The organism is Alkalihalobacillus sp. BA299, assembly GCF_017745675.1.
Classification (GTDB): domain Bacteria; phylum Bacillota; class Bacilli; order Bacillales; family Bacillaceae_F; genus Alkalihalobacterium.
Genome location: NZ_JAFLJM010000011.1, coordinates 129,570 through 154,562, shown reverse-complemented (window position 1 = coordinate 154,562; position 24,993 = coordinate 129,570). Strand labels below are relative to the sequence as shown.

The 24,993-nt window shown below is 36.7% G+C and carries 28 protein-coding genes, 1 tRNA gene and 2 pseudogenes; 24 read left to right on the top strand and 7 right to left on the bottom strand.

Translation table 11 applies throughout. The annotated features are described in order from the left end of the window. Positions 1-39: 39 nt before the first annotated feature. The 15 genes and pseudogenes from ric (at position 40) to J0N78_RS15465 (ending at position 13,577) form a co-directional block, all read left to right on the top strand. The gene (gene ric / locus J0N78_RS15535) at positions 40-753 is read left to right on the top strand and encodes an iron-sulfur cluster repair di-iron protein (protein ID WP_209124022.1); all 714 of its coding nucleotides are present in this window, start codon (positions 40-42) and stop codon (positions 751-753) included. Position 754: 1 nt separating this feature from the next. Beyond that, positions 755-1,300, top strand: coding sequence for a hemerythrin domain-containing protein (locus tag J0N78_RS15530; RefSeq protein WP_247747350.1), 546 nt, complete (start codon positions 755-757; stop codon positions 1,298-1,300). Between the two features lie 372 nt (positions 1,301-1,672). Continuing rightward, positions 1,673-2,674 carry a LacI family DNA-binding transcriptional regulator gene (locus J0N78_RS15525; protein WP_209124021.1) on the top strand — a complete coding sequence of 334 codons (1,002 nt, stop codon included), beginning with the start codon at positions 1,673-1,675 and terminating at the stop codon, positions 2,672-2,674. Positions 2,675-2,704: 30 nt separating this feature from the next. Beyond that, positions 2,705-3,391, top strand: a complete 687-nt coding sequence (locus J0N78_RS15520; protein ID WP_209124020.1) for an RraA family protein — start codon at positions 2,705-2,707, stop codon at positions 3,389-3,391. Then, positions 3,378-4,466 (top strand): Ldh family oxidoreductase, encoded by a 1,089-nt coding sequence (locus tag J0N78_RS15515; protein ID WP_209124019.1) that lies wholly within the window; start codon positions 3,378-3,380, stop codon positions 4,464-4,466. Before J0N78_RS15520 ends, J0N78_RS15515 begins: the two co-directional genes overlap by 14 nt. Continuing rightward, positions 4,466-5,626 (top strand): iron-containing alcohol dehydrogenase, encoded by a 1,161-nt coding sequence (locus J0N78_RS15510; protein WP_209124018.1) that lies wholly within the window; start codon positions 4,466-4,468, stop codon positions 5,624-5,626. The genes J0N78_RS15515 and J0N78_RS15510 overlap by 1 nt, the downstream gene beginning before the upstream one ends. A 21-nt stretch (positions 5,627-5,647) precedes the next feature. Further along, positions 5,648-6,610: a 2-hydroxyacid dehydrogenase gene (locus tag J0N78_RS15505; RefSeq protein WP_209124017.1), complete on the top strand. Its 963-nt coding sequence runs from the start codon at positions 5,648-5,650 to the stop codon at positions 6,608-6,610. 32 nt (positions 6,611-6,642) lie between these two features. Then, positions 6,643-8,136, top strand: coding sequence for an aldehyde dehydrogenase family protein (locus tag J0N78_RS15500; RefSeq protein WP_209124016.1), 1,494 nt, complete (start codon positions 6,643-6,645; stop codon positions 8,134-8,136). Between the two features lie 60 nt (positions 8,137-8,196). Beyond that, complete coding sequence (locus J0N78_RS15495) at positions 8,197-9,234, top strand: TRAP transporter substrate-binding protein (RefSeq protein ID WP_209124015.1); 1,038 nt, start codon at positions 8,197-8,199, stop codon at positions 9,232-9,234. Positions 9,235-9,347: 113 nt separating this feature from the next. Further along, positions 9,348-9,863, top strand: a complete 516-nt coding sequence (locus tag J0N78_RS15490) for a TRAP transporter small permease (RefSeq protein WP_209124014.1) — start codon at positions 9,348-9,350, stop codon at positions 9,861-9,863. Further along, complete coding sequence (locus tag J0N78_RS15485; protein WP_209124013.1) at positions 9,841-11,142, top strand: TRAP transporter large permease; 1,302 nt, start codon at positions 9,841-9,843, stop codon at positions 11,140-11,142. Before J0N78_RS15490 ends, J0N78_RS15485 begins: the two co-directional genes overlap by 23 nt. 17 nt (positions 11,143-11,159) lie before the next feature. Further along, positions 11,160-12,299: a glycerate kinase gene (locus J0N78_RS15480; RefSeq protein ID WP_209124012.1), complete on the top strand. Its 1,140-nt coding sequence runs from the start codon at positions 11,160-11,162 to the stop codon at positions 12,297-12,299. A 192-nt stretch (positions 12,300-12,491) separates the two neighbouring features. Then, positions 12,492-12,713: pseudogene (locus tag J0N78_RS15475) on the top strand (DUF2975 domain-containing protein); the annotation flags it as partial. Positions 12,714-12,723: 10 nt separating this feature from the next. Further along, positions 12,724-12,945: a helix-turn-helix domain-containing protein gene (locus J0N78_RS15470; protein ID WP_057775318.1), complete on the top strand. Its 222-nt coding sequence runs from the start codon at positions 12,724-12,726 to the stop codon at positions 12,943-12,945. Between the two features lie 71 nt (positions 12,946-13,016). Beyond that, complete coding sequence (locus tag J0N78_RS15465; RefSeq protein ID WP_209124011.1) at positions 13,017-13,577, top strand: DUF817 family protein; 561 nt, start codon at positions 13,017-13,019, stop codon at positions 13,575-13,577. A 194-nt stretch (positions 13,578-13,771) separates the two neighbouring features. On the opposite strand, the gene J0N78_RS15460 is transcribed toward J0N78_RS15465, so the two are convergent. Continuing rightward, entirely contained in the window at positions 13,772-15,052 is a 1,281-nt protein-coding gene (locus tag J0N78_RS15460) for a sensor histidine kinase (RefSeq protein ID WP_247747349.1), read from the bottom strand. A gap of 357 nt (positions 15,053-15,409) precedes the next feature. On the opposite strand from J0N78_RS15460, the gene J0N78_RS15455 reads away from it, so the two are divergent. The 6 genes from J0N78_RS15455 (at position 15,410) to J0N78_RS15430 (ending at position 20,877) form a co-directional block, all read left to right on the top strand. Continuing rightward, positions 15,410-17,077, top strand: coding sequence for a thiamine pyrophosphate-binding protein (locus tag J0N78_RS15455; RefSeq protein ID WP_209124010.1), 1,668 nt, complete (start codon positions 15,410-15,412; stop codon positions 17,075-17,077). A gap of 383 nt (positions 17,078-17,460) precedes the next feature. Next, positions 17,461-17,730, top strand: coding sequence for an AbrB/MazE/SpoVT family DNA-binding domain-containing protein (locus J0N78_RS15450; RefSeq protein ID WP_209124009.1), 270 nt, complete (start codon positions 17,461-17,463; stop codon positions 17,728-17,730). Then, entirely contained in the window at positions 17,723-18,172 is a 450-nt protein-coding gene (locus J0N78_RS15445) for a type II toxin-antitoxin system VapC family toxin (protein WP_209124008.1), read from the top strand. The genes J0N78_RS15450 and J0N78_RS15445 overlap by 8 nt, the downstream gene beginning before the upstream one ends. Before the next feature lie 538 nt (positions 18,173-18,710). Then, positions 18,711-18,920, top strand: a complete 210-nt coding sequence (locus tag J0N78_RS15440; protein ID WP_209124007.1) for a hypothetical protein — start codon at positions 18,711-18,713, stop codon at positions 18,918-18,920. Positions 18,921-19,016: 96 nt separating this feature from the next. Further along, positions 19,017-19,469 carry a PaaI family thioesterase gene (locus J0N78_RS15435; protein ID WP_209124006.1) on the top strand — a complete coding sequence of 151 codons (453 nt, stop codon included), beginning with the start codon at positions 19,017-19,019 and terminating at the stop codon, positions 19,467-19,469. A gap of 163 nt (positions 19,470-19,632) precedes the next feature. Next, positions 19,633-20,877, top strand: a complete 1,245-nt coding sequence (locus tag J0N78_RS15430; protein WP_209124005.1) for an MFS transporter — start codon at positions 19,633-19,635, stop codon at positions 20,875-20,877. Between the two features lie 48 nt (positions 20,878-20,925). On the opposite strand, the gene J0N78_RS15425 is transcribed toward J0N78_RS15430, so the two are convergent. Both J0N78_RS15425 and J0N78_RS15420 read right to left on the bottom strand, forming a co-directional pair. Next, positions 20,926-21,528, bottom strand: a complete 603-nt coding sequence (locus J0N78_RS15425) for a TetR/AcrR family transcriptional regulator (RefSeq protein ID WP_209124004.1) — start codon at positions 21,526-21,528, stop codon at positions 20,926-20,928. Between the two features lie 522 nt (positions 21,529-22,050). Then, positions 22,051-22,239, bottom strand: a complete 189-nt coding sequence (locus tag J0N78_RS15420) for a CDGSH iron-sulfur domain-containing protein (RefSeq protein ID WP_209124003.1) — start codon at positions 22,237-22,239, stop codon at positions 22,051-22,053. 338 nt (positions 22,240-22,577) lie between these two features. On the opposite strand from J0N78_RS15420, the gene J0N78_RS15415 reads away from it, so the two are divergent. The 3 genes from J0N78_RS15415 (at position 22,578) to J0N78_RS15410 (ending at position 23,295) form a co-directional block, all read left to right on the top strand. Beyond that, positions 22,578-22,730, top strand: a complete 153-nt coding sequence (locus tag J0N78_RS15415) for a hypothetical protein (RefSeq protein ID WP_209124002.1) — start codon at positions 22,578-22,580, stop codon at positions 22,728-22,730. 186 nt (positions 22,731-22,916) lie between these two features. Further along, positions 22,917-23,099, top strand: a complete 183-nt coding sequence (locus J0N78_RS25845; RefSeq protein ID WP_247747348.1) for an IS110 family transposase — start codon at positions 22,917-22,919, stop codon at positions 23,097-23,099. Further along, positions 23,020-23,295, top strand: a complete 276-nt coding sequence (locus tag J0N78_RS15410) for a hypothetical protein (RefSeq protein WP_247747365.1) — start codon at positions 23,020-23,022, stop codon at positions 23,293-23,295. The genes J0N78_RS25845 and J0N78_RS15410 overlap by 80 nt, the downstream gene beginning before the upstream one ends. Positions 23,296-23,576: 281 nt before the next feature. Here the strand turns inward: J0N78_RS15410 and J0N78_RS15405 are convergent, their stop codons facing one another. The 4 genes and pseudogenes from J0N78_RS15405 to J0N78_RS15390 all read right to left on the bottom strand — a co-directional run bounded on the left by J0N78_RS15405 (position 23,577) and on the right by J0N78_RS15390 (position 24,890). After that, complete coding sequence (locus J0N78_RS15405) at positions 23,577-24,068, bottom strand: hypothetical protein (RefSeq protein ID WP_247747347.1); 492 nt, start codon at positions 24,066-24,068, stop codon at positions 23,577-23,579. A gap of 66 nt (positions 24,069-24,134) precedes the next feature. Further along, positions 24,135-24,320 (bottom strand): annotated as a pseudogene (locus J0N78_RS15400) (site-specific integrase); the annotation flags it as partial. A gap of 292 nt (positions 24,321-24,612) precedes the next feature. Then, positions 24,613-24,685 (bottom strand) — tRNA-Ala (locus J0N78_RS15395). Positions 24,686-24,731: 46 nt separating this feature from the next. Continuing rightward, complete coding sequence (locus tag J0N78_RS15390; protein ID WP_209124001.1) at positions 24,732-24,890, bottom strand: hypothetical protein; 159 nt, start codon at positions 24,888-24,890, stop codon at positions 24,732-24,734. Positions 24,891-24,993: the final 103 nt, after the last annotated feature.

Below are 24,993 nucleotides of genomic sequence, written 5' to 3'. Positions count from 1 at the left end.
AACAAATAAACAAATATTCCACATTGGAGGTTTTATATTATGGAATCTATCTTTGATCTTTCAACAAAAACAGGTGAGATTGTTACACGTTTACCAGAAACGAGTACGATATTAAAACAATACAAAATCGACTTTTGCTGCGGAGGGAACCGTCCAATTGGCGAAGCAATTAAAGAGAAAAATTTAAATGGTGATGAAATTCTTGAACAATTAAATAACGCATATATGAAGTCCTTAGAAAAGCCTAACCATACTTGGGATGAGATGACGAACAGTGAACTCATCCGTCACATTATTTCTACACACCATGCATTTTTAAACAGTATTTTGCCGGAATTAAGTCAATTTACAACAAAAGTATTTCGTGTACACGGAAATGAATGCCCTGAATTAGCTAAGGTTCACCAGTTATTCCATAGTTTAAAAACAGAACTTGAACAGCATACGATCGATGAAGAAAATGTAGTATTTCCAAATATTCAAGCCTTTGAAGAGAAACGAACAAGTAAAAGTGTGAAAACGTTATCTGAGAAAATTGGGAATCTAGAAGATGAGCATAAGGCAGCAGGAGATCTTTTAAAACAGCTTCGTGAAATCACAAACGATTACTCGGTTCCAGATTGGGCTTGCATGACTTTTAGACTAACCTATCAAAAGCTTGAAGATTTAGAGAGTGATTTATTTGAACATATTCACCTCGAAAATAATATTCTTTTTCCAAGAGTAATGAAAGAATTAAGGGAGGTACAATAAAATGGAACGGCAACCATTAGGCTGCATGAGTGGAATGATGATAAATGAAGTTGGAGAATTTTGTCCTGGACTCGAACAATTGAAAAAAGAGCATATCCCGCTCACAAAGCAGATGGAAAACTTTTATGAGCTTGCCCAGACCATTGAAGAGGATGAGACTGTAGCGACGAAGGAAAACTTACAACAGCTGTATACACAGGTAAAGGAGTTTGTCTCACAACTTGAACCTCATTCAGAGCGAGAAGAGGGCGTTCTTTTTGAAATGATGGTTGGCCACATTGGCCGAGAAACAGGTCCTATTGTTGTCATGGAATATGAACATGACCAAGCTAAGAATTACTTAAGGCGTTTCCTATCAGAAACAGACCAGCTTGGATCAAAAGTAGAGCCTAACGAGATTCGGACGATCGCAAATTATGCCGCGAGTGCTTACTTAATTTTATCGGATCATTTTATGAAGGAAGAGAATGTCCTATTCCCACTAGCCGAACAGCTCTTGTCACCTGAAGAAAAACAAGAGCTCGAAGTGAAAATCAACCAGATATAAAAGCTTTTGAAAAAAGGTAGTCCATTTGAGTAATGGGTTAGGAACAGAGAGAAAAGACAAATAATAATCATTAAGGATCGTATTGGACGTTGAAATCCAATGCGATTTTGTTGTTCATCTAATTGTTATCTTCATTTGAAATAACTGTTAATTAACCTACAAATGTAATTTTTCTCCATCCCAATCAAACGGTATACCATTTGTGGAGTATTTTGCTTTGATTTTAAAGCGAAAAATCAAAACAGATTTTTTTTTCGAGAAAGTGGTTGAAATAATATAATTTTTCTGATAACATCTAGTTAACCGATTTCAGAAACCGATTTCGGAAACCGGTTACATACAATGGGATATTAAGTTCAGGGTGTGATTAACATGAAAATTACAATGGATGAAGTAGCTAAAAGAGCTGGAGTCTCAAAAACTACCGTATCAAGAATTATTAATGGAAATTTTCAACATGTACATGAAGATACGAAAGAAAAAGTATTAAGAATTATAAGTGAATTAAATTATAGACCTAATGCATTAGCCAAAAGTCTTAAACAAATGAAAACAAACGTAATTGGCATTGTCCTTTCTAATTTACAAAACCCATTTTGGTCAAGTGTTTTGCAAGGTGTAGAAGATACTTGCCATTCCAATGGTTATAACTTAATGATTTGTAACTCAAATGACAATTCGATACTTGAGCAAGAGCATATCGAAGGGTTACAAATGAAACAAGTAGATGGAATCATTGTTAACCCAACAATGAAGAATAAACAGTTATTCCAATCCTTGGTAAGTAAAGATTACCCGATTATCGCTATTAACAGGAAAATTGAAGATGTCCCAATAGATACCGTTGTAGTAGATAATATTAAAGGTTCTGAACTCGCAATGGAACATTTTATAAAATCCGGAAAAAAGTCTGTAGCTATAATCGTATATCCACCAGATGGAATTAGTCCAAGACTAGAAAGAATTGAAGGCTATAAAAATGCTCTTTTAAAACACGGACGGTTAATAAATGAGAAGTGTATTTCAATTGTTGATGAGAAAAAAGGTGCTGCTAAAAAAGAGGTAAAAAAAATTCTGACTTCAAAAGAGCCGCCAGATGCGATCTTTTCAACGAATAATATGATGACACTGGAAATTCTTGAGGGGATTAAGGAGTTAGGACTTAGGGTCCCACAAGATGTAAGTTTAATTGGTTATGATGAAACGGTTTGGTCGAAGCATTTAGCTCCACCACTAACAACAGTTAATCAACCAAGCTATGAAATGGGGAAACTTGCCGCGGAAAAGCTTATTAATCTATTAAATACAAAGCAAAAGCCAGAGCCAAAAATTACATTATTACAGCCGAACTTAATCAAGCGAGAATCTTGCTAAGTATTTAAAATTTATAGGAGGCGTATAAAATTGAGTCAATTAGGATTTAGAATTTTGCCAATCAATAAAAGACCAAATCAAGATTTATTAGATGCATTCTCAGAAGTTGTCACTCCACATATTAGCGATAATATGAGTCGAATGAGTGCAGTAGGCACAGATTTAAGACCTTACCATAATAGTGGAAGACTAGTAGGGACTGCACTAACAGTTAAAACTAGACCTGGAGATAATTTAATGGTTCATAAAGCGATTGATATGGCAATGCCTGGTGATGTCATTGTTGTGGATGCCGGTGGGGAACTCACTAACGCAATCGTTGGTGAAATTATGTTACGAATAGCGCAAAAAAATCAGATAGCAGGCTTTGTGATTAATGGTGCGATAAGAGATATTGCAGCTTTTCAAGAAGATACCTTCCCAGTATATGCTTGCGGTGTCACTCATCGAGGTCCATATAAGGATGGCCCAGGTGAAATCAATGTTCCGATCTCTATAGGTGGGATGATCATCAAACCAGGTGATATTGTCGTAGGAGATGAGGATGGAGTTGTAGTAGTCCCACTAGAGGATGCTGAAAATGTACTAGAAAAAGTAAAAAAGCAACAAAAAGTAGAAGAAGAAATTTTAGCATCAATTGCCAACGGTACAGTTGATCGATCATGGGTCAATAAATTATTAGCAGAAAAGGGATGTGAAGATTATGATACCAACTAAATTTGACTGGAAAAAGCTTCAATCCTTTTGTACGGATGTATTTAAAGCAGCTGGAGTCCCAGAGGAAAATGCTGAAATTGTTGCAGAGTCATTAGTAGAAGCGGATTTACGTGGAGTGGACTCGCATGGGGTCGTTCGAACATCTATTTACTTAAAAAGAATAGAGGAAGGGATGATTCAGTCAGACGCAAAATTTTTTAAACACTCTGAAACCGATTGCATGGCTGTTTTAGATGGAAATAATAACTTCGGATCTGTCGTTGGAACGGAAGCGCTTAATATAGCTTTAGAGAAAGCGGAGAAAAGTGGGATTGGTGTAGTGGGTGTAAAAAATTCCAACCACTTTGGAACTGGTGCTTACTATGCGAAAAAAGCGATCGAACAAGGCTTTGTATTATTAGTTCTATCCAATGCATCACAAACGATGCCTCCAACAGGTGGAATTAAACCATTCTTAGGGACGAATCCTTTAGCGGTCGGAGTTCCAACAGGTACAGATGTTCCATTTATTTTGGATATGGCTACAAGTGTTGTCGCAAGGGGAAAAATCATTGTAGCTTCACAAAAAGGCGAGGTGATCCCAGAAGGTTGGGCGATTGATAAAGAAGGAAAACCGACAACGGATGCAGATGCTGCATTAGAAGGTTCCGTTCTCCCGTTAGGTGGACCTAAAGGATACGGAATATCGATGTTTATTGATATTTTAGCAGGGGTACTTACGGGTGCTGGATTTGGAAAGTACGTTAATAATATGTATGAAAACTGGGATGATCCACAAAACGTTGGCCACTTCTTCCTTGCGATTAATATAAATAACTTTATGCCGATAGATCACTTTAAAGCGAGAATGGATCAGTACATTACAGATATAAAAAGTGAGCCAAAAGCTCCAGAAGTAGATGAGATCTTTATTCCTGGTGAACTTGAACTGAGAAGAACGTTAGAAAAGAAAGCAGATGGTATTGATTTACCTGAAAAAGTAGTCCATGAGCTAATTGAAATTGGTAAAAAATATGGGATAGATTTTACTCAAGCAGCACTCTCAACAACTTTCAATACGGAGGTATCGAAATAATGTTATTAAATAAAGCATTTAGGTATGAAATTCCAACGATTATCGAATTCGAGAATGGTTTAATTAATAAGTTATCCGAGTTTGTTAAAGAACTTGGGGGAACGAATGTACTCATCGTTTGTGACCCAGGCGTTTTACAAGCTGGTGTTGTTACGAAATTAGAAGAGCCTTTAAAGGCAGACAATATTCCTTACTCGATTTTTTCAGAAATTGAAGCAGATCCTGCAATTGAATCCGTAGATTTAGGCCTAGAGATGGCGAAGCGAGATGGCTGTGATGTAGTAGTCGGTGTGGGGGGAGGAAGTTCCCTAGATACAGCTAAGGCGATTGGACTCATGTTAACGAACCCAGGCCACATTAAAGATTATGTTGGTATTAACATGGTTCCTAATCCGAGTGCACCCGTTATTGCAGTTCCTACAACTGCGGGTACTGGTAGTGAAATTACGATTTGGTCGGTTCTTTCAGATAAAAAAGAGAAAGCAAAAGTCAGTGTAGGAAGTGTATATAACTGTCCGAACATGGCACTCGTTGATCCGGAATTAACGATTTCACTTCCGCCGCATATTACAGCAGCAACAGGGATGGATGCGCTAACACATGCGATGGAATCTTACGTAAATAAGGCAACCCAACCGATTTCAGAAGGTTTATCTGTTCAAGCAATGAAAATGATTGCTGAAAATCTACGTTTGGCTGTTGTCCAAGGTGAAAACGTTGAAGCAAGATCGAATATGCTTCTTGCTAGTTTAATAGCAGCTATGGCTTTTAATTCGACGCGTTTAGGGTTAGCTCATGCTCTAGCTATTCCACTTGGTGCACATTTTAAAATTCCGCATGGTACAGTAAATGCAATATTACTACCTGAAGTCATGGAATTTAACGTTATTGGTAATGTTTCAAAGTATGCAGAAATTGCTTCCATCTTTGGGGTAGACACCAGTGGTATAACAGAGCGAGAAGCGGCAGAACAATCAGTGGTAGCGATCCGTCAGTTAAACAAAGATGTAGGTATCACACAAACATTAACCGACTTTGGTTTAAAAGAAGAACATTTACAAATGATTGCAGAAGAAGCAATGCTATCTGGGAATGTTCCAGTAAATCCTAGAAAACCGACAATCGAAGACCTGAAGGCAATTTGTAGAGCAGCAATGTAATTTGCAAAAGGAGTGTGACAAATGAAACCAAAAGTGCTAGTAACACGGAAATTACCTGGCGACGGAATTGAAAGATTACGTGAAGTTGCAGATGTTGAAGTCCATACGGGTAAAGAAGAATTAACAAAAGAGCAGCTCATTCAAGCCGTCGCAGATAAAGATGCCGTTATCTCTTTATTAGTCAATGAAATTGACGCAGAGGTGATGGATGCTGCTCCTCATTTAAAAGTTATTTCTAACTATGCAGTTGGCTTCAATAACATTGATGTGAACGCAGCACAAGAGCGCGGAATAATCGTTACGAATACGCCTGATGTTTTAACAGAGTCAACGGCTGATTTAACATGGGCCCTTCTACTTGCAGTAGCGAGACGAATTCCTGAAAGTGATTCGTATACACGAGAAGGAAAGTTTGTTGGTTGGGCTCCCGAGCTACTTCTTGGAAGAACAGTATATGGTAAAACATTAGGTATTATAGGGATGGGGAGAATTGGTGAAGCTGTTGCGAGACGAGCAAAAGGCTTTGGCATGAACATTGTTTATTACAATCGTCGACCGCTTTCAACTGAAATTGAAACGGGACTCGGTGCAATTTATGCGAGCTTAGATGAAGTCATATCAAAAGCTGATTTTCTCTCATTACACACACCACTAACGCGTGAAACTCGGTATTTGATTGACGAAAATGAGCTAAACGCGATGAAGAAAACCGCTTATTTAATTAACACTTCAAGAGGTCCGTTAGTTAATGAAAAAGCACTAGTAAACGCTCTAAAAGCAAATGCCATTGCTGGGGCTGGGCTTGATGTATTTGAAAACGAGCCTACAATTGAAGAAGAACTACTAAGCTTTCAAAATGTCGTCCTTGCTCCACACATTGGTAGTGCAACGATCGAAACGAGAGTTGAAATGGCAGATTTAGCGATTAATAATACCATCTCCATTTTAAAAGGAGAAAATGCTTTAACGCCTGTGTATTCTTAAAGAAATCAAGAATAAAAGGAGATGAGAAACGAATGGAAGCAACAACAAACACATTTCTTTCTTGGTTAGAGAAAGAGCAGAATAAAACCTATCAAAATTTTATTAATGGTGAATGGAAGCCAAGTTCAAGTGAAGAAACATATCCCGTGTCTTGTCCAGGTAAAAACAATCTTGTTTTAGGGCATTTTCCATACTCTACTGAGGAAGATGTGAACTTAGCTGTAGAAGCAGCTCATCAAGCTTTCCAAACCTGGTCTCAAGTTCCAGGTCCAGATCGAGCAGCCATTCTACTAAAATTTGCACAGCTATTAGAAGACCATCTAGAAGAGTTAGCCTTTATTTTATCTGCAGAACAAGGAAAAGTTCTCGCTGAAGCGAGAGGCGAAGTCGGTAGAGCTATTAAAGAAACGAGGAATGTAGCAGGAGATGCAATAAGAATTGAAGGGACGACGCTGCCTAGTGAAAAAAGCAATGTTACTGCAGCTGTTAAGCACCAGCCAATTGGAGTTGTTGCAGCGATTGCACCGTGGAATTTCCCGGTCGTAACACCAATTCGAAAAATCGTTCCAGCGCTTGCTTACGGATGTACGGTCGTTTACAAACCAGCTTCAGAAACACCTTGGACATCCATTAAGATCATGGAACTTTTAAGCCAGGCTGGAGTACCAAATGGAGTTGTTAACCTAGTTTCAGGTAGTGGCTCAAAAGTGGGGAATCCATTAATCAACCATCCATTGGTTAAAGGTATTAGTTTTACTGGGTCAACTGGAGTTGGAACTAGACTGAATGAAATGGCAGCTAGACGCTTAGTCAAAACACAATTAGAGCTAGGTGGAAAAAACCCTGCTGTTGTCCTTGATTATGGGGATCCAAATGTCGTCGCAAAAGAAATTGTTGGTGCCGCTTTCGCTTGTAGCGGTCAACGATGTACATCAATTAGTAGAGTTATTGTTTTAAAAGATAAAGCAAAAGAACTCGTAAGTGCGATCAAAGAGCAAATGAACGGGTTAAAAGTAGGTCCGTCATGGGAACCAACATCAACAATTGGACCTCTTGTAAATAAAGACCAGTTAGAAACGACGTTAAATTATATTAAAATAGGAAGAGAAGAAGGTGCAACGTTAGAACTTGGGGGGGAAGTCCTAAGTGATGGTGAAATGGAAGAAGGGAACTATGTTGTTCCAGCTCTATTTACTAACGTAACACCTGAAATGAAGATTGCAAAAGAAGAAATCTTTGGCCCTGTCTTAAGTGTCCTAGAAGTGGAAAGTTTTGAGGAAGCTTTAGATGTTGCGAATGATGTGGAATATGGTTTAGCAGCCTCGATCTTTACTAATAACCTATCATTAGCCAATCGATTCGTAGAGGGAGTAGAGTCTGGCATGGTTCATGTTAATCACGGAACTGCAAGCCAAGCCCATGTTCCATTCGGTGGCGTTAAACAATCTGGATATGGAGCGTATTCCATAGGTAAAACGAACAAAGATTTTTATACAAATGTAAAAGTAAGTTATTTCCAATATTAATCAAGCCCATCTTTACTGGGTTTGATTAATCTAAATCATACATCTTAAGGGGGATAAAAAATGAAAAAATTGTTCTTAGGTAGTTTAACTGTAGCTATGTCACTTATGTTTGCTGTTGGTTGTTCATCATCAGATACTTCTTCTGGTGGAAATGAAGAAAACACAAACAATGATACGCCTCAAGAAGAAGTTGAGGCTACCGTTTTAAAATTAGGACATGTTTGGCCAAACTCAGAAATTCATGCTCAAGGGGTAGAGGAGTTTAAAGAAGAGGTAGAAGAGTTAACAGATGGACGCATCGTGATCGAAATTTATGAAAACGGTTCACTTGGAGATGATAACGAATTACTTGAAGGATTAAATATCGGAACAGCTGATATTTGGCTAGGTGGAGCTGGGGTATTATCTGGTTCATCTGAAACAGCTCAAATTTTTACAGTACCTTTTATGTTTAAAGATCAAGAACATTTTGATAACGTTTACAACGGTGAAGTAGGGGAAGAAATTTCTAACCGAATTAATTCAGAAACCGGAAACCAAGTTCTGTCGTATTGGACTCGTGGTGCGAGAATGCTTACAGTAAATAAAGAAGTAAATACACCAGAAGACTTAGAGGGTCTTCGTATCCGAGTTCCCGATAGTCCAGTCTTTGTTGAATCATGGAAAATGCTAGGGGCAGCACCAACACCAATGGCATTTGGAGAAGTGTTTACTTCTTTACAACAAGGTGTTATCGATGGGCAGGAAAACCCATTATCATTAATCTATAATTCTAAGTTTAACGAGGTCGTAGACTATTTAGTATTAACAGAGCACGTAAGAGAGCCAATTGCTATGGTAATCGGTGGTTCAAAATTTGAATCATTAGATCCGGAATTACAAGATTTACTTATTCAAGCTGCAAATGGTCAAGGGAAAGACTACGTAGCCAATGAAGTTTTATCAGGTGAAGAAGATTTTCTACAAAAGTTAGAAGAATCAGGTATGAAAGTGATTCAGCCAGATCTTTCATTATTCCAAGAGAAGTTAGAAGGTTTTGTTGAGGAGCAATTCCCGGCAGTTCAAGAAATTCACGAGATGATTATTTCAGCACAATAAAGGAGAACAAGGGTGGGTGACTCCCGCCCTTGCTTCTATAAATCCTTCATATATATCCTGTTTTTTTAGTGGTGGTGTATATGAAGAATTTATAGAATGAGGAGGACTTCAGGATGATAAGCAAATATGTCAAATTTATAGACAGAATTAATAGTTGGGTTTTTAATATAATTGCTGTTGTATTTGGATTAGTTACTTTACTTACCATTTACCAAGTCTTTGCTAGATATGTTTTAAAAAATCCACTCGTTTGGTCAGAAGCAATTGTTCGTTATGCAATGGTTTGGATCGTACTTTTAGGGACAGCGATTGCATTACGTAAAGGATTGTTAATATCAGTGGAAGTGTTATTGTTTCTCGTTTCCAAAAAAATAAAGTTAATATTACAAATATTGATTACATTAGTGAATCTTGTTTTTTTAATCCTGCTGGTGAAATATGGGCTAGAAATTATGAGCAGTTTGGCTCATCAAAAAACAGGTTCGATAAATATTCCAGTAAGCTGGATATATGCTGCAATACCGGTAGGGAGTATCCTTGCATTATTGAATTGTACTGTTATTTTAATTGAATTGTTTACTAAAAAAGGTGAGGAGGGACAGCAAGATGGCGGCACTATTATTCATTAGTTTATTTGTCATGTTCTTAATCGGGGTACCTGTCGCTTTTTCTATGGGTCTCTCATCCATGTTAGCGATGATGCAAGATGGAGTTTCTTTACAAGTAGCCATTCAAAGAATATTTGCTTCTTTAGACTCTTTTACATTAATGGCAATACCATTTTTTATATTAGCAGGAAGTCTTATGGAGTATAGTGGGATATCTCAAAGACTCGTCGATTTTGCCAACTCTTTAGTTGGACGTATAACAGGTGGACTAGGAATGGTAACAGTATTAACAGCAATGTTTTTTGCCTCCATCTCAGGGTCTAGTGCAGCAACTGTTGCCGCGATTGGAAGTATATTAATTCCGGCTATGGTACGGAGAGGTTTTCCAAAAGGCTTTTCGACATCCGTTCAAGCAGTATCAGGTGAGTTAGGTGTTATTATTCCACCTTCCATTCCTCTAATTATTTTCGCCTTAAGTGCGGGTATGTCAATTTCGATTGGAGAGTTGTTTTTAGCAGGGATTGTTCCTGGCATGTTAGTTGGTTTGTCACTAATGGTAACGATCTTTATCATTAGTAAAGTTAAAGGCTATGGCGGTCATGAGACTTTAACAGAAGAAGATCAAGATCTAATGACTTTGAGCGGTAGAATAAAGGCTTTTAGAAGAGCGATCCTTCCATTATTGATGCCTGTCATTATTTTAGGAGGTATTTATGGAGGCGTATTTACCCCGACGGAAGCGGCAGCAGCAGCGGTAGGTTATGCGTTTTTCCTTGGAATGTTTGTTTATAGAAAGTTTAATACAAAGATTATCATGGATGTATTAAAAAATTCTGTAATTTCTACTGCTATTATTATGTTCATCATTGGAAATGCTGGACTCTTTGGATGGGTTTTAACTTCAGAGAGAATCCCTTATACAGTAGCTGAGTGGTTTGTATCGATTTCGGAAAGTCCAATTATCTTCTTATTATTAGTGAATATTATTTTATTAATTGTAGGTATGTTCTTAGAAACGGGTGCAGCAATTGTAATCCTGGCTCCTATACTTACACCAGTTGCAGTAATGTTTGGAATTGATCCTGTTCACTTTGGTATTATTATGATTGTCAATTTAGCTGTAGGGATGTTAACACCGCCAATTGGAGTAAATTTATTTGTGGCTTGTCAGATCGCGGGGTTAAGAATTGAGCAAATCCTTAAGCCATTGATCCCATTCTATATTGTTCTACTAATCAATATCGTATTAATCACGTATTTACCGCAACTTTCATTATGGTTACCACAGTTATTTAAGTAGGGAAGGAGGCTTGTTCAATGAAAATTGTAGTTGCGCCAGATTCCTTTAAAGGTTCCATTTCTGCAAAAGATTTGTGTACTGCCATCAATCGAGGAATTAAAAAAGTCATTCCAAATGCTCAAGTGGTAGAGATTCCTATGGCAGATGGTGGGGAAGGGACGATGGAGAACTTAGTTCATACTACTAATGGCCGTACTGTAAAAGTGGTAGCTACTGACCCACTCGGACGGAAAATACAATCAGCTTATGGGGTTCTAGGTGATGGAAAGACAGCTGTTATTGAAATGGCTCAAGCCTCAGGTCTTCCGTTGTTATCAAAAGCTGAAAGAAATCCTATGGTCGCAAGTAGCTTTGGAACGGGTGAACTAATTGTTCATGCACTAAAACAAGGTATCCAAAAATTGATTATTGGTCTAGGTGGTAGTGCAACGAATGATGGAGGCCTGGGAATGCTCCAGGCGTTAGGAGTGAAGTTCTACGATAAAGAGCACCAATTAATTACAAACGATGTAAGCTCATTACTTCAGCTATCTCGTATCGATATCTCAGATTTGGACCCACGAGTTAGTCAAGCGAACTTCATTATTGCTAGTGATGTGACTAACCCTCTTTGTGGTCCTAACGGAGCTTCTCATATTTTTGGTCCGCAAAAAGGTGCTACACCAGAAATGGTAGAACGATTAGATGAGTGTTTAAATCAGTATGGTAAGGTCATCAATCAGTTATTTAATATCGATATTCATTCTATCCCAGGGGCAGGAGCTGCCGGAGGGATGGGAGCTAGCTTAATTGCATTTTTAGGAGCAAAAGTAAGGTCTGGAATTGATACGATCATGGAAGTTGCTATGTTCGAAACCGTGATCCAAGGGGCAAACCTAGTAATTACTGGCGAAGGGAAGTTAGACCAGCAAACGCTTTCCGGCAAAGTAATTTCAGGAGTAAGTAGATATGCAAATAAATATCACATTCCAGTCATTGCGATTTGTGGAGGTAACGAATTAAACAGCTCTGAATTAGACCAGCTAGGAGTTACTGCAGCCTTTCCAATCGTTTCTGGACCGTGTACGATTGAGGAGGCAATTTCGCAAGTTCAAGAATTAGTTGAAATGACTGTAGAACAGATTGTGAGAGTTTATCAATTACGAGTAGAATTGTAGAAAAAATATAAAGATTAATTAGAGATTGTGAATGATTGTACTTAAAGTAACGATTCAGGTTAGTAGAACAATTTATAAATTGAATAGTTTTACGTTTTATAGAGCATTTCTTTGTAATGAGGAATGCTTTTTATTTTTGTCTAAAATTAAAATGAAATTTATATTACAATAAAAATATAATAAAAAGAGATAATTATTTATTGTAAAACAAATGCAATCACAATCAGTAGTTTGCATGTGCTAGTCTTGCCACTCTTCTATGTCTTTGCTGAGATAGACGACGCCCCAGGTGTCATCTTTATTGGATTGGTTGTTCCTTTTGCTTCAATGGTTATCGCAGTCTTTGCAGCAGTCCTTCAAAAGCTTTTAAAAGAAGCGATTGATATAAAATCAGAAAATGATTTAACGGTCTGAGGTGAATAACATGGCGATTATAATCAATATTGATGTGATGCTGGCGAAAAGGAAGATGAGCGTTACAGAACTTTCGGAGAGGGTTGGTATAACGATGGCTAATCTTTCTATATTGAAAAATGGAAAGGCAAAAGCAATTAGGCTTTCGACTTTAGAGGCAATTTGCAAGGCTTTAGAATGTCAACCCGGAGATATTTTAGAATACCGAAGTGATGAAGACACCCAAGATTAATAAAATATGAATATTTAAGGGAAAGAAAGTTATTCGGCTATATTCAGAAAAAACCATTGGAGGCACAAATCATGAGAGCACTAAAACAACTCGTTCGTTTTGGTTGGGAGCAGGCCCTATCATGTTTGTTTCCTGTCGTTATTTTTGCCTCTTTGGCTTTTACACAAATCATGCCACTTCCCTTCCTACCACGGTATGACTGGCTGCTCATTATTTGCCTTCTGATGCAGTGGTGGATGGTGCGTTCTGGGCTTGAAACAAGGGATGAACTAAAGGTTATCACATTGTTCCACCTTATTGGACTTGCTCTTGAACTTTTCAAAGTACATATGGGCTCATGGTCTTATCCAGAGGAAGGATATTCCACATACGAGGTTGATGGAACTCGTTACCGTATGCCACTTGCACTTTCTTTTGTGCTCATCGGATTTTTTATATGGATAGCCGAAAATATCGCAACGTTCTTTGGAGCTTGGGAATATCCAAACCAAACCGATGCATGGAGTCCCGTTCATCTAGGAAAGGTGAGTTCATGGCTCTTATTAGTGATTGTTAGCTTTCTTATAGTAGCGACGTTAAAGCAGGTTAAGGGAAAAAATTCCATTAGGATAGATGCTAGTCAATCATTATAACTGTTAAGAACCCTCATTTAAAGTTCCATAGCATTTGTAAACCAAATGCGGTATTAAGAAGTATTGAAAAAAATGCAGGCATGAAAAAACCCTTGCAGTGCAAGGGTTTGAGATAGATGGAGCATAGGGGGCTCGAACCCCTGAACTCTACGCGGCCAGCTATATTTAGATTGTAAATAGCTAAAATAAAAGTATCATCCATTTGTCGGTAAGACGTCTATAACTGGCAGCGCTATAAGAAAAGTTGTCCCTTTCCCTAAATGACTCTTCACTGTAACTTTTCCACCTAATTTATTAACTATACTATAAACCATGAGCATTTCTAATCCAGTTCCTTCATCCTTTGTTGAATAATAAGCTGTCCCTAAGCGAGATATTTCTTCTTCGGTCATCCCACGCCCAACATCTTCCGCTTTAATTATAACTTGTTTATTTTCCCCATAAATGTAAATTTTAAGTGTTCCGCCCGTTTCCTTCATTGATTCAATTCCATTTTTCGATAAATTGATGATACATTGATGAATTTGGTTCTTATCAACTTTTGTATGTAGGGGATTATTAAAGTTATACTCGACATTAACATTATGAATGTTAGCATATGGTGTAATAATATTTTTAACATGATCTAATTCCTCTTTTAAATTCGAGTACACAATATTTTCTGATTGTGGTTTAGCAAGAGCAAGGTAATCACTTACAATTTTTTCTGCTCTTTTTAACTCAACCAATGAAAGATCAATGTAGCCTTTTTCCTCTGGACTTAACGACTTTGAATTTTTTAAAAGTTGTAGAAAACCACTTGTTACTGTTAGGGGATTTCTAATTTCATGAGAAACACTAGCTGATAACTCACTTGCGAGATTTAACTTTTCTGAAAGTAAGTATTCCTTACGTACTCTCATGTTATATAAAATTTTCTCAATTAAAAGCATAATGATAATAATTCCAAGTACATGAATAACTATAAAAATAAACGCCATTTCCCAAAACTCTTGGTTTATTGAATCGAAAAACCTACTGAGAATGGACAAGTATAAAAATAATGTAAAGAAAGAAACAACAGCTGCTGTAACAATCTTTTTATAAGAATTGAATTTTAGAAACTTAGTATGTAGGGAAGGAACAATAATAAAAATAATAGTTGAAAACATAAGTGAAAGAAATACGCCTTCTCCCCCTATAAAAAAACGATAGCCGTTTAAAACTAAATAAAGAGGAAATGTAACCTGATAACCTCCAAATAGCCCTGCGATTATAAAAGGAATGTATCTTAAATCAAAAATAAATCCAGTATCTAATTTAATAGGAAAAGTCATACAAAGAATTATAGAAATTGATGAAAATAAAATAATAATTAGTTTCTTATTATAAAAAGTTGGCTTACTTTCAAAAAATATTTGAAATATCACTAGAGGCAATAGTAAAAAGAAAAGGTTTATAAGTAGAGTTTCAATCACATTATATTTTCCTTTCATAAAAGTGTTTCGTCTAAAATGAATAAATTGGTACTTTATTGGTGTAATTTATTGATATTCCTGTAAAGGTTAGTAAATCGCTAAAGTCACAACTTTAATATAATAACATATTTTATTACTCTGTAACCGTTTTAAATGATTTTTTCCAAATAAATCAAATTAAAATAGAATATGAATTTTTAATTTTTTTGATAGATTCACTTTAGATACCATTATTTGCTTCTATTATTTGGGGATGTAGCATTAGTTTAAATATGCTATCTTAAATATAATAGACAAAATTCGACTTTTAAGACCAGGGTATCACCTTTAAAATATTACTTCTAAGATAAAACATAGATTGAAAGGATGTAGTCTATGAATACAGTTGCTTCTGTTTTGGTTTCTCATTTTAAAAGATGGGGGATTTCACATACATTTGGTATTCCTGGAAAGGCCATTGTGCCTATTTTGATGGAGATTGATAAACAAAATCTCCGTTTTGTCTTAACAAGACACGAAGCTGGTGCAGGATTTGCAGCAGCTGGTTTTGCATTAAAGAAAAATACACTTGGAGTCGCAATCGGTACTTCGGGTCCTGGGGGAACGAACTTAATTACAGCAGCTGCACAAGCAAAAGCCTATCATAGTCCAGTTCTATTTATTACAGGCCAACCCTCAGTTAAAGGTAAGGGGAAAGCATTAGGTCAAGACTCAAGCATGTTTGGAACGGATATGGTGAAATTATTTGAACCTGTTACATTATTCAGTGCCTCTGTAGAAAGAAGTGATCAGGTTCAACTACTTTTAACTCATGCTATTGAAAAAGCTTTTAGTGGTAGCAAAGGGCCTGTTCATCTTTCCATTCCTTTCGAAGTTTTGCTAGAAGAAGTTCAACCATTTTCTATTGAATTACCAACACAAATGCCTAAAAGTATATCTAATAATGTCCAGCAAGTGATTTCCTTTATTGAACATGCCAAAAGGCCAGTATTGTGTTTAGGAAAGGGGGTTCATGCCTCCCATGCTTATGAAGAAGTTAGATGGCTTGCTGAGCGATGGAATATCCCTGTTATAACAACTCCAGGTGGAAAAGGAACATTCTTAACTAATCACCCTTTATCGTTAGGAAGTTTTGGTTTAGGAGGTACGGAAACATCAATGGAATATCTAGAGGATGGGATCGATTTAATGATCGTCATTGGTACAAAACTTAGTGATATGTCTCTTGCTGGTTTTTCACAAAAGATGTTTCCGACTCAAGTCATTCAGTTTGACTATGATCAAACCTTTATAGGTAAGTCGTTACCAGTACCGACTCTACCAATTCTAGGTGACGCAAAAGAAAATATAAGAGCAATAATGGAATTATTATTACAAAATAATGAAAGTATTAAAGGGTTTTCAGATTTAAAAGAGCAAAAAGAGATTAAAGAACGTAAAGAAGAAAATAACCATAGTAAATTTATTTCAGCAGCAAAAGCTATTCAAGAAATACGACGTCATTTACCTGAAGATACGGTTTTATTTGGAGACGACGGAAGTCATTCCTTTTATGCAATCAAGTATTTTGATATCTATGAACCAGGAACGTTCCATTTTGATGATGTCTTCGGAGCTATGGGACATGCAATTGGATATGCAATAGGGGCAAAACTAGGGTTGCCAGGAAAGACAGTTGTTTGTTTAACAGGGGATGGATGTATGTTTATGCATGGGGCAGAAGTATCTGTAGCAGTAAATGAGGAAGTACCAGTTATCTTTGTTGTCTTAAATAATAACAGCCTGGATATGGTAGATAAAGGAATGAAACAATGGCTTGGAAAAGCTGTTGGCTCCACCTATAGAGAAGGTCTACAAGTGTCTCAATATGCGGAGGCGATGGGAGCAGCAGCATTTTGTTGTAGGACAGCATATCAAATTCAAGAAGCTATAAAATGTGCTTTAGAATACAATATGCCTACTGTTATTGAAATAATGGTTGATCCTGAAGAAATCCCACCTATTCTAAATCGGGTTGAAGCGACTACGGGAAGGTTTCGATAAATTAGAACAGGAACTTAATAAACGAATGCCTAGGTAATTGAACATTTGTGAACGTTTTTGTGAGCATATGGTCAACTCTATAATGTTACTCGAAGGTCATGAGCTGTAATTTGTAATTTAGGATAACTCGATAACCAAGTAAATCCATAAAGATGTAAGTATTCTGCTGTTTATAATCATTCAAATCACTTTTTTTAACTTCACGTTTCTACTTTTCGTTGTTCTATTAATTGTGCTTCTCATCTACTGCAATTGGGCCAGATTTGTGGAGGATCTCTTATATTACGTAGTAGACTCATATTATTCAGTTAAGTTTGCAAAATATTTTAGTAATACTTATAATGATAGTAATACTATCAAATGAAGTAAGAGGTGAAGCTGAAATGGAATTAGTTAGTGGGAAGATGACGAGTAAAGGACAAATAACAATACCAAAGGAACTTAGAGAAAAGTTAGGTTTAAGTGAGGGTGACCAGTTTAGGTTTTTAATAGAAAACGATGAAGTGAGAATAGAGCCAGTTAAGAAAAAATTATTAAGTCAAGCAATTGGCAGAATTACTTCTAAAGAGGAAATTAACCTTGAAAAAATGAGAGAAGCTGCTCACGAGGAAGCGTCTAAACATATTCTATCTGAGGGATTGGAACATGAATAAGTTTCTAGTTGATACAAATGTTCTTATACGAATGTTAGTTAAAGATGATCCAATTAAATTTAATACTATAGTGAAGCTTGTAGAGAAGGTTGAAAAAAGTGAATTAACTTTAGTAATCCCTACTGTCGTAATCGCTGAATGTTGTTGGTTGCTAAAGTCTTTCTATAAATTGGATAAACAAAAAATAACTGAATATCTATTAGATGTCATTGAATCTGAAAATGTTGAAGTAGAGGAAGATGATGTAATCATTGCACTGAGAATGTATTCGGATAAAAATGTTGATTTTGCTGATGCCCTAATATCGAGTAAATCTAACAGCAAACTTCCTGTTTTAACTTGGGATAAAAAAGATTTTAAAAGTTGGAATGCGAATACTATATTCCAGAAGAATTATTGTAGTTGCACAGGGAGTACAACGATACTATTCAATAGAAATTGATATTTAACAATTGGTGCGATTGCGGAAGACCAAAGCCTAATTCCTCGGTAAAGTGAGGAGGATTAGGCTTTTATACTTTAATACCGTTGACGTTCTTTTATTGGTAAACACGTTGACAGAAAGTGGTAAATTTGGTGGCAACTACTGGTAAAAAGCATGGCAGAGATGGTACATTCTTGTGGCTGTATTCATTGCCGTTGATTACAGCCGATGTACCACCTCTGACATAGTATTTACCATCAAATGATAAAAAGTGTACCAAAGAATGACAGACTGTTTACCACTGCAATCCTTCTGGTAATTAAAGATATAAAACCTTATTTTTGATAATCAAAAATGTTTAAAAAAATTAGATTGATTTTCAATTAGATCAGTCTTCAGCAAATAGGATAGATTAACTTTTTTATTACATGGTAGACACATACTGTGCAGCAAGTGATTAACCACAGTACATAGATACTAGTGGGTTCACTCTTTTAATACAATTCTTTAACCTGGTATTATTTTATTAGAAGATCCATTAATAAAGTTAAAAATAATGATTAAGTTTTTGTTCTTTTCACTATTGGCATTGCTTTTCTTAAGTGGGTGTAATTCAAATGAAACAAATGCAAATGGTGATATTTTTCAACTTAAAGATTTGTTTGTAGGTGATAACAGTGCAGTAGGAAACATCGCTAATCAATTACGAGGCGGAGAGCATATAACAGGTTTTAATTGTTTTATTTTTCAGAATAATGTATCCTAAAAGAAACTGATCGGTCTTAAATTCAACAGAACTCTTTTGGTCTAAAAAAGACCGTTCGGTTTTAAAAATAATTTAAAAAAAGGAGTGTTTTGAAAAATGAGTAAAGCGTTAGAAAATCTTCAAAAATTGATTAGTGGAGAAATTTCTCCTCCACCTATTGCTAAATTACTTGGTTTAAAGTTCGTTCACATTGAATACGGGCGATCGGTGTTTGAAATGGAATGCGATACAGAAAAACATGCGAATCCAATGGGGACGATTCACGGGGGGATTTTGTGTGATCTGGCTGATGTTGCCATGGGAACAGCCTACAATAGTACGTTAGATGATGGCGAGACCTTTACCACTGTTGAATTGAAAATTAATTTCCTAAAGCCGGTTTGCAATGAAAAGCTGACAGCAAAAGCTGAAGTAAAGAAAAGAGGCAAATCGGTAGGTCTAGTACATTGTGACATTTTCAATGAATCTGGAAAACTAGTTGCCTATTTGACGAGTACTTGCATGACATTGCGGGGAGAAGAAGCGAAGGGCCATGAAGTTAAAAATTAACATGAAATGAATACCATGATATTGAAGCAAGCATTTATTAAGCAGCCATTAGTAAAGAAAATTTTTTGGCTATTTTAGAGACTGATCGGTCTTTTATTTTAGGGGATTTTCTTATTATGTCTAGCTCCAGCGCTAGACGCTTTTTTAGGAAGGAGAAATTGAGTTGACAAATGTAAATAGTAGTCATACGAAAAGAAATGTGTTTTGGTGCTATGTGATTGTCAGTACATGTCTCGTTATTGCTTCAACAGGGTTTGGAAGATTGGCCTATGGAATTGTCATGCCTTTTATGCGCGAAGATTTGGGTCTCACATATTTTCAAGCAGGGTTAATTGGCAGTGCAAATGCGTTGGGATTTCTCATTTTTAGTGTAGTTTGCGGTAAGTTTGTGAGCAGATGGGGAAGTAAGACGATCATTATCTGCGGTGGAGTCATTGTCATGCTTAGCTATATAGGATTGTCCTTATCGAACCTCTTTTATCTGAATCTTTCGCTTATGTTCCTCAACGGTATGGGGACAGCTTTTGTTTTCATTCCACTAGTTGGATTGCTGGTCGGTTGGTTTCCTGAAAAGCGCGGCTTAGTGATTGGATTTTTGATGAGCGGTGGTGGTGCAGGGGTACTGTTGGCAGGCTTTGTCATTCCTGGTCTGATGACGGCATCAACTGTAGGTTGGAGATATGGCTTGGCTGGGTTCGGAATTTTTACTGTTGTTACCGTCATTTTTGCTTATGTATTTTTAAAAAATCCACAAATGACAACCCGTCAACCTGATTCTAGTGAGAATACATCAGTTTCTGTCTATCGTAACAAAGGGGTACTTCTTCTAGGATTGATTTACTTTAGTGTAGGAACGGCTTACTTAATTCCATTGACATTCCAAATGGGGTATATGATTGAGGAAGGGATTAATGCAGTGACTGGCGGCATCTTGTTTTCAATAGGTGGCATATTGGCAATCATGAGTGGACCTACTTGGGGATTCATATCAGACCGTTATGGAAGGACGCTTAGCCTGATTGTTTGCATTTTATTTTTCAGTGTTGCCAATATTGCTTCTGTCGTTCTACCTAACTTTATAGGGTTTTTGCTCACTCAGATTTTATTAGGCTTAACAATTACAGGAATGTTTGCGCTTATTCAAACATCATTAACTGAACAGGTGGCTTTAAATCAAATCCCTTCTGCACTAGGATTTATTACAGTATTTTTTGCCGTCGGTCAGCTCCTCGGACCAATGTTTGGAGGCTTGATTATTGAGCAAGCTGGCGGATTTAAAGCTGCACACCTATTTTCCACTTTGATGACTGTTATAGGCTTGTCGCTTGCAATTTTTATGAAACAAACTGCTAAAAAAGCCAGGGTAAAAGAAGAAACTGAAGGAAGAGTGTATGCAGGAAATAGTTAGTTAAGAGGTCTAAATCCCCCCTCCCCGGTACGAAAGGTGAGTATTTTATTAGCCGCTATTTAATTGGATAGAAGAGACCTGGCTTTTAAGAAATCGAATGGCCCGCTTAATATAAACGGGATCGTTATAAAGCTTTGTCATCATTAGTGCCCCTTCGATGGTCGATATAAAAATCGTCGAAAACTCATCAGTATCGAGCGTTGGGCAGAATTCTCCTTTTTTGATTCCGTTTTGAAAAATTGACTGGATCATTTGATAGAGTTGATTCATTGCTTTTTCTGTTTCTGCCCGTAACTCCGGGTGTGCATCATCAGATTCAATTGCTGCATTCATAATTGGGCATCCGCCTGGAAGCGGGTGTCCATTTGCTAGATCAAAAAATGTGTCAAGAATTGCATACAAACGTTGAGTGGCAGATTTTTTATCTGCTAATGCGACGCGAAAGTTTTTTCCCATTTCATTGATTGCATATTGAAAAGCGTGCAGTGAAAGTTCCGTTTTACTTTTAAAGTGATTGTAAATCCCGCCCTTTTCAAGGCCTGTTTCTTTCATGACATCGGAAACCGGTGTTGCTAGATAACCTTGTGTATTTAATAGCTTTGAAGTTTTTTCAATGATCATTTTTTTCGTGCGTTCTCCTTTTCGTATCATGGTCACCTCCAATGCACTTTTAAAACCAATGGGTCTTTTTTTAATCATACACAACAGAACGGTGCCTGTCATCCCCCCCCCCGAATAATCTTGTATCACAGAATTGTTTCACAGCCTTGTTGTTTTTTTTTAGCATTACTGTAAAAATGAGTAATGCTTTTTCATTTTTTATCAAATAAAAAAAGAAATTGTTGTTTAGATGAAAATAGAGATGAATAGTACAGCTGTGTATTTAGCATGACTGTTGGGGTGGGGTCTGAAGAAAGAGATGGTATCAGACTTATGCATCCAGACTCTGAGCTTGTTGAAATCCCTCTACGATAAGATAAAAAAATGTTTGGATGTGGTGACATGATAAATAGATCAGATTATAATGGATGGATTTATATCGATATTTAAAGGGGTCTATGAAAAATATTTAAAAAAGGGACTCCAAGTCTGTCCCCTATCTTAATACTATAAAAAACTGTAACTGCTACACGAAGCTATACCTCAGATTTGCTGCCTTAAAATTTAAAATGTTCATGCTCTGTCAATGCTTTCAAAATTAGCTTTGTGTGCCCCGTCGCAAAATGGTTTATTTTTATAAAGACCACACCTGCAAAGAGAAAATGTTTCTTTCGTTTCTATTTTGTTTACTTCACCATCGACGAGCTCTACATTACCTGTTACACGCAAAGAACCATTATCATTCACTTTAATCGTCACCATTTTTAAAACCTCTTTTAAAAATTTTTAACCTTTATGGAAAGAAAATAGTCAAAACTAAAATAAAAACAAAAACAAAATTAGATATGGCATAATTACTGACGGAAAAGTAAACAAAATAGGAGTTCCGAAAAACATGATTCACACTGTTATTATTATTAAAAATGCAGGATAGCTATCTATGCAATATACCGAAATTTTTACAAAATTTATTGTTTAGTAGCTCGACCAATATAGGAAAATGGTTCGGTGTAGGAAAGTTGTTATAGAAAAAATATCTTTAGAGGTGCCTGTGGGTTAAAAGGGTGGAAGTAGGACGTTTCTAGTTCCAAAGGAAGTTCATGCGATTTGTAGAAAAGCATTTATTGGATCATAGCGTAATGGTTCAACCTGATCATCGCAATTCATCGAATTGGATAATTACTATTGAAGTGGAATCAGGCGATATAAAAAGAAATGAAGTCAAAGTGAGGATTATTAAAGTCATTCCGTAATGGCAGAAGAAATCATACCAAACGATTCTACTTATGAAATTATTATACGAGAGAATATTAATCAAGGCTAAAAAAGATGTTCAACTAATGGTGAGCTTTTATACAAGATAAAAGGAATGATTATCAGTGGAAGAACTGTTTTACTCTTGGTTTAAAAAGAATAAAGAAGAACTTTAAGCACCTCAAATGTGCTCATGGGCCGGATTGGTGCCAAGTAGTAATGAAAGTGCCGGGAAACGGAAGTCTTCTAAAACGAAGAATGGAAACAAATATTTAAAGTCAGCCTTAATTGAAGCAGCTCAATCTATTAGAGGGTCAAAAAACTACCTCGGAGCGCTTTATCGCCGTACTGCAGCACGTGGAAGGTAAAAAGCGGGCAGCAGTTGTAGTCGCGCATGCGATATTACGAATCTCCTATTACTTATTGACCCGTAAAGAAATGTACGTCGATTTAGGAGAAGATTACTTCGATAAGCAAAAACAACAATCGATTGTTCGACATTCACTACGAAGGCTAGAAAGTCTAGGCTATACTGTTTCGCTTGTGGAACCAGAAGCGTCTTAGAATAACCCATTCAATGTAATATCCCCTGAAATATGGCGTTCCTCTCTTTTTAAAAAAAAAGAATGAGCTGCGTCTTCTTAAGTATGGCCTTTTTATTGATACATAAGACGTTAATTTTCATGGTAGTACAATCATACTATACAATAGAAAAATGATATTCAACAAACGGCGCGATTGCTAAAGATTTTCAAAAAAAGTACAAAACAAATGGAGTCCCACACTTAAAATAAGTATGGGGGTCCATTGTAAAATTAACGATTTAAGTTACTTTAAATAACAAGTTACTGCCTACTAATCCGCTGTACAACAGTCTCCACATCAAAAACGCGTTTGTTTAAAGCTGCAGTTTTATCATCGACATGATCAACTATTTTCTCTGTATACTCACCAAGGGTCTCAACCAAGTTCTTTTGTAACTGCTCTAAGCCTTGTTCTATTCGTTGCTGCCCAGCTTTAAGTTCTCCAAAATTGGTTCGCGTTTCTTGTTGGTCTTGAACAAGTCTCTGCTGCCCAACCTTGAGTTCACTGATATCTGACCGAATTTGTTGTTGGCTTAGATCGAGTCGTTGTTGCCCAACTTTGAGTTCCTCAATATCGGATCTCATTTCTAGTTGACTTTGTACCAGTCGTTGCTGTCCATCTTTAAGTTCGCCAAAATCGGCTAGTACTTCTTGCTGGTTTTGATCAAGGCCATGTTGTCCGTTCTTAAGTATTGAAATATCAGACCGCACTTCTTTTAGTTCGTTAAGGATTTGTTGTAATGTATTTTCCATTTTAATCCCTCCGATTGATATCTTCTATTATAGCATCGATTATTTTAGTTTTATTTAGTAAAATAATCATTTATTTTCTCCACTTACATTTAGCATCGCTTGTTCAAACTTATCCGCTGCTCCTTTCTGCATATCTGGTACAACATGGCTGTAAATGTCTAAAGTAACGTTCGTTTTACTATGACCAAGGCGCTCGGAAACGACTTTCGGATGTTCCCCCAGCTGAAGCATGATTGTTGCGTGGGAATGCCTTTTATGGAGAGCTCACCATAAGAGGCACATACACGCAACATTACTATTGATGAATGGGGAAAATCCAAAACTTGTTCAACAGCGCTTAGGTCATTAGGATGTCGAAATCACACTTCGGATCTACTCCCATATTTTGCCTAGCATGCAAAGAGATGCCGTTGATAAATTAGAACAGGAACTGACTAAACATGACGAGGTAATGGAACATTTGTGAACCAAATGAGGATTTAGGAAGTGTTGTAAAAAATGCAGGCATGGAAAAACCCTTGCAGAACAAGGGTTTTTCCATAGATGGAGCATAGGGGGCTCGAACCCCTGACCTCTACGCTGCCAGCGTAGCGCTCTCCCAGCTGAGCTAATGCCCCGTATAGTGATTAAAATTATTATAGCTAGTCTTACGGGGAATTTCAACTAAAAAATCCATTCAATAATATACCACGCCATACTTCCGATTACTCCGACAACAAGTGCACTGAGTATATTCTCCTTTGAAAACTTTTTATACTTAACAAAATCAAAGATGATCCAAACGAAAAATATAGCAATACCAAAAATCAAAGCATCTAACATGATTTATACCTCCTACCGACTACCATCATCATAACAATAAATTTAAGTTCAAAACAATTTTCAATTATTATGAATGAATTTTATAATTTTATCAGGTAATTCA

Bases quoted from the DNA above. Each gene is read 5' to 3' on its own strand.
- J0N78_RS15440 (WP_209124007.1), top strand. From the start codon at position 18,711: ATGATTAAGTTTTTGTTCTTTTCACTATTGGCATTGCTTTTCTTAAGT.
- J0N78_RS15420 (WP_209124003.1), bottom strand. From the start codon at position 22,239: ATGGTGACGATTAAAGTGAATGATAATGGTTCTTTGCGTGTAACAGGT.
- J0N78_RS15495 (WP_209124015.1), top strand. From the start codon at position 8,197: ATGAAAAAATTGTTCTTAGGTAGTTTAACTGTAGCTATGTCACTTATG.
- ric (WP_209124022.1), top strand. From the start codon at position 40: ATGGAATCTATCTTTGATCTTTCAACAAAAACAGGTGAGATTGTTACA.
- J0N78_RS15425 (WP_209124004.1), bottom strand. From the start codon at position 21,528: ATGATACGAAAAGGAGAACGCACGAAAAAAATGATCATTGAAAAAACT.
- J0N78_RS15510 (WP_209124018.1), top strand. From the start codon at position 4,466: ATGTTATTAAATAAAGCATTTAGGTATGAAATTCCAACGATTATCGAA.
- J0N78_RS25845 (WP_247747348.1), top strand. From the start codon at position 22,917: ATGTGCTCATGGGCCGGATTGGTGCCAAGTAGTAATGAAAGTGCCGGG.
- J0N78_RS15515 (WP_209124019.1), top strand. From the start codon at position 3,378: ATGATACCAACTAAATTTGACTGGAAAAAGCTTCAATCCTTTTGTACG.
- J0N78_RS15530 (WP_247747350.1), top strand. From the start codon at position 755: ATGGAACGGCAACCATTAGGCTGCATGAGTGGAATGATGATAAATGAA.
- J0N78_RS15500 (WP_209124016.1), top strand. From the start codon at position 6,643: ATGGAAGCAACAACAAACACATTTCTTTCTTGGTTAGAGAAAGAGCAG.
- J0N78_RS15460 (WP_247747349.1), bottom strand. From the start codon at position 15,052: ATGAAAGGAAAATATAATGTGATTGAAACTCTACTTATAAACCTTTTC.
- J0N78_RS15485 (WP_209124013.1), top strand. From the start codon at position 9,841: ATGGCGGCACTATTATTCATTAGTTTATTTGTCATGTTCTTAATCGGG.
- J0N78_RS15445 (WP_209124008.1), top strand. From the start codon at position 17,723: ATGAATAAGTTTCTAGTTGATACAAATGTTCTTATACGAATGTTAGTT.
- J0N78_RS15390 (WP_209124001.1), bottom strand. From the start codon at position 24,890: ATGTTAGATGCTTTGATTTTTGGTATTGCTATATTTTTCGTTTGGATC.
- J0N78_RS15415 (WP_209124002.1), top strand. From the start codon at position 22,578: ATGCGATTTGTAGAAAAGCATTTATTGGATCATAGCGTAATGGTTCAA.
- J0N78_RS15450 (WP_209124009.1), top strand. From the start codon at position 17,461: ATGGAATTAGTTAGTGGGAAGATGACGAGTAAAGGACAAATAACAATA.
- J0N78_RS15405 (WP_247747347.1), bottom strand. From the start codon at position 24,068: ATGGAAAATACATTACAACAAATCCTTAACGAACTAAAAGAAGTGCGG.
- J0N78_RS15480 (WP_209124012.1), top strand. From the start codon at position 11,160: ATGAAAATTGTAGTTGCGCCAGATTCCTTTAAAGGTTCCATTTCTGCA.
- J0N78_RS15435 (WP_209124006.1), top strand. From the start codon at position 19,017: ATGAGTAAAGCGTTAGAAAATCTTCAAAAATTGATTAGTGGAGAAATT.
- J0N78_RS15490 (WP_209124014.1), top strand. From the start codon at position 9,348: ATGATAAGCAAATATGTCAAATTTATAGACAGAATTAATAGTTGGGTT.
- J0N78_RS15470 (WP_057775318.1), top strand. From the start codon at position 12,724: ATGGCGATTATAATCAATATTGATGTGATGCTGGCGAAAAGGAAGATG.
- J0N78_RS15505 (WP_209124017.1), top strand. From the start codon at position 5,648: ATGAAACCAAAAGTGCTAGTAACACGGAAATTACCTGGCGACGGAATT.
- J0N78_RS15465 (WP_209124011.1), top strand. From the start codon at position 13,017: ATGAGAGCACTAAAACAACTCGTTCGTTTTGGTTGGGAGCAGGCCCTA.
- J0N78_RS15455 (WP_209124010.1), top strand. From the start codon at position 15,410: ATGAATACAGTTGCTTCTGTTTTGGTTTCTCATTTTAAAAGATGGGGG.
- J0N78_RS15525 (WP_209124021.1), top strand. From the start codon at position 1,673: ATGAAAATTACAATGGATGAAGTAGCTAAAAGAGCTGGAGTCTCAAAA.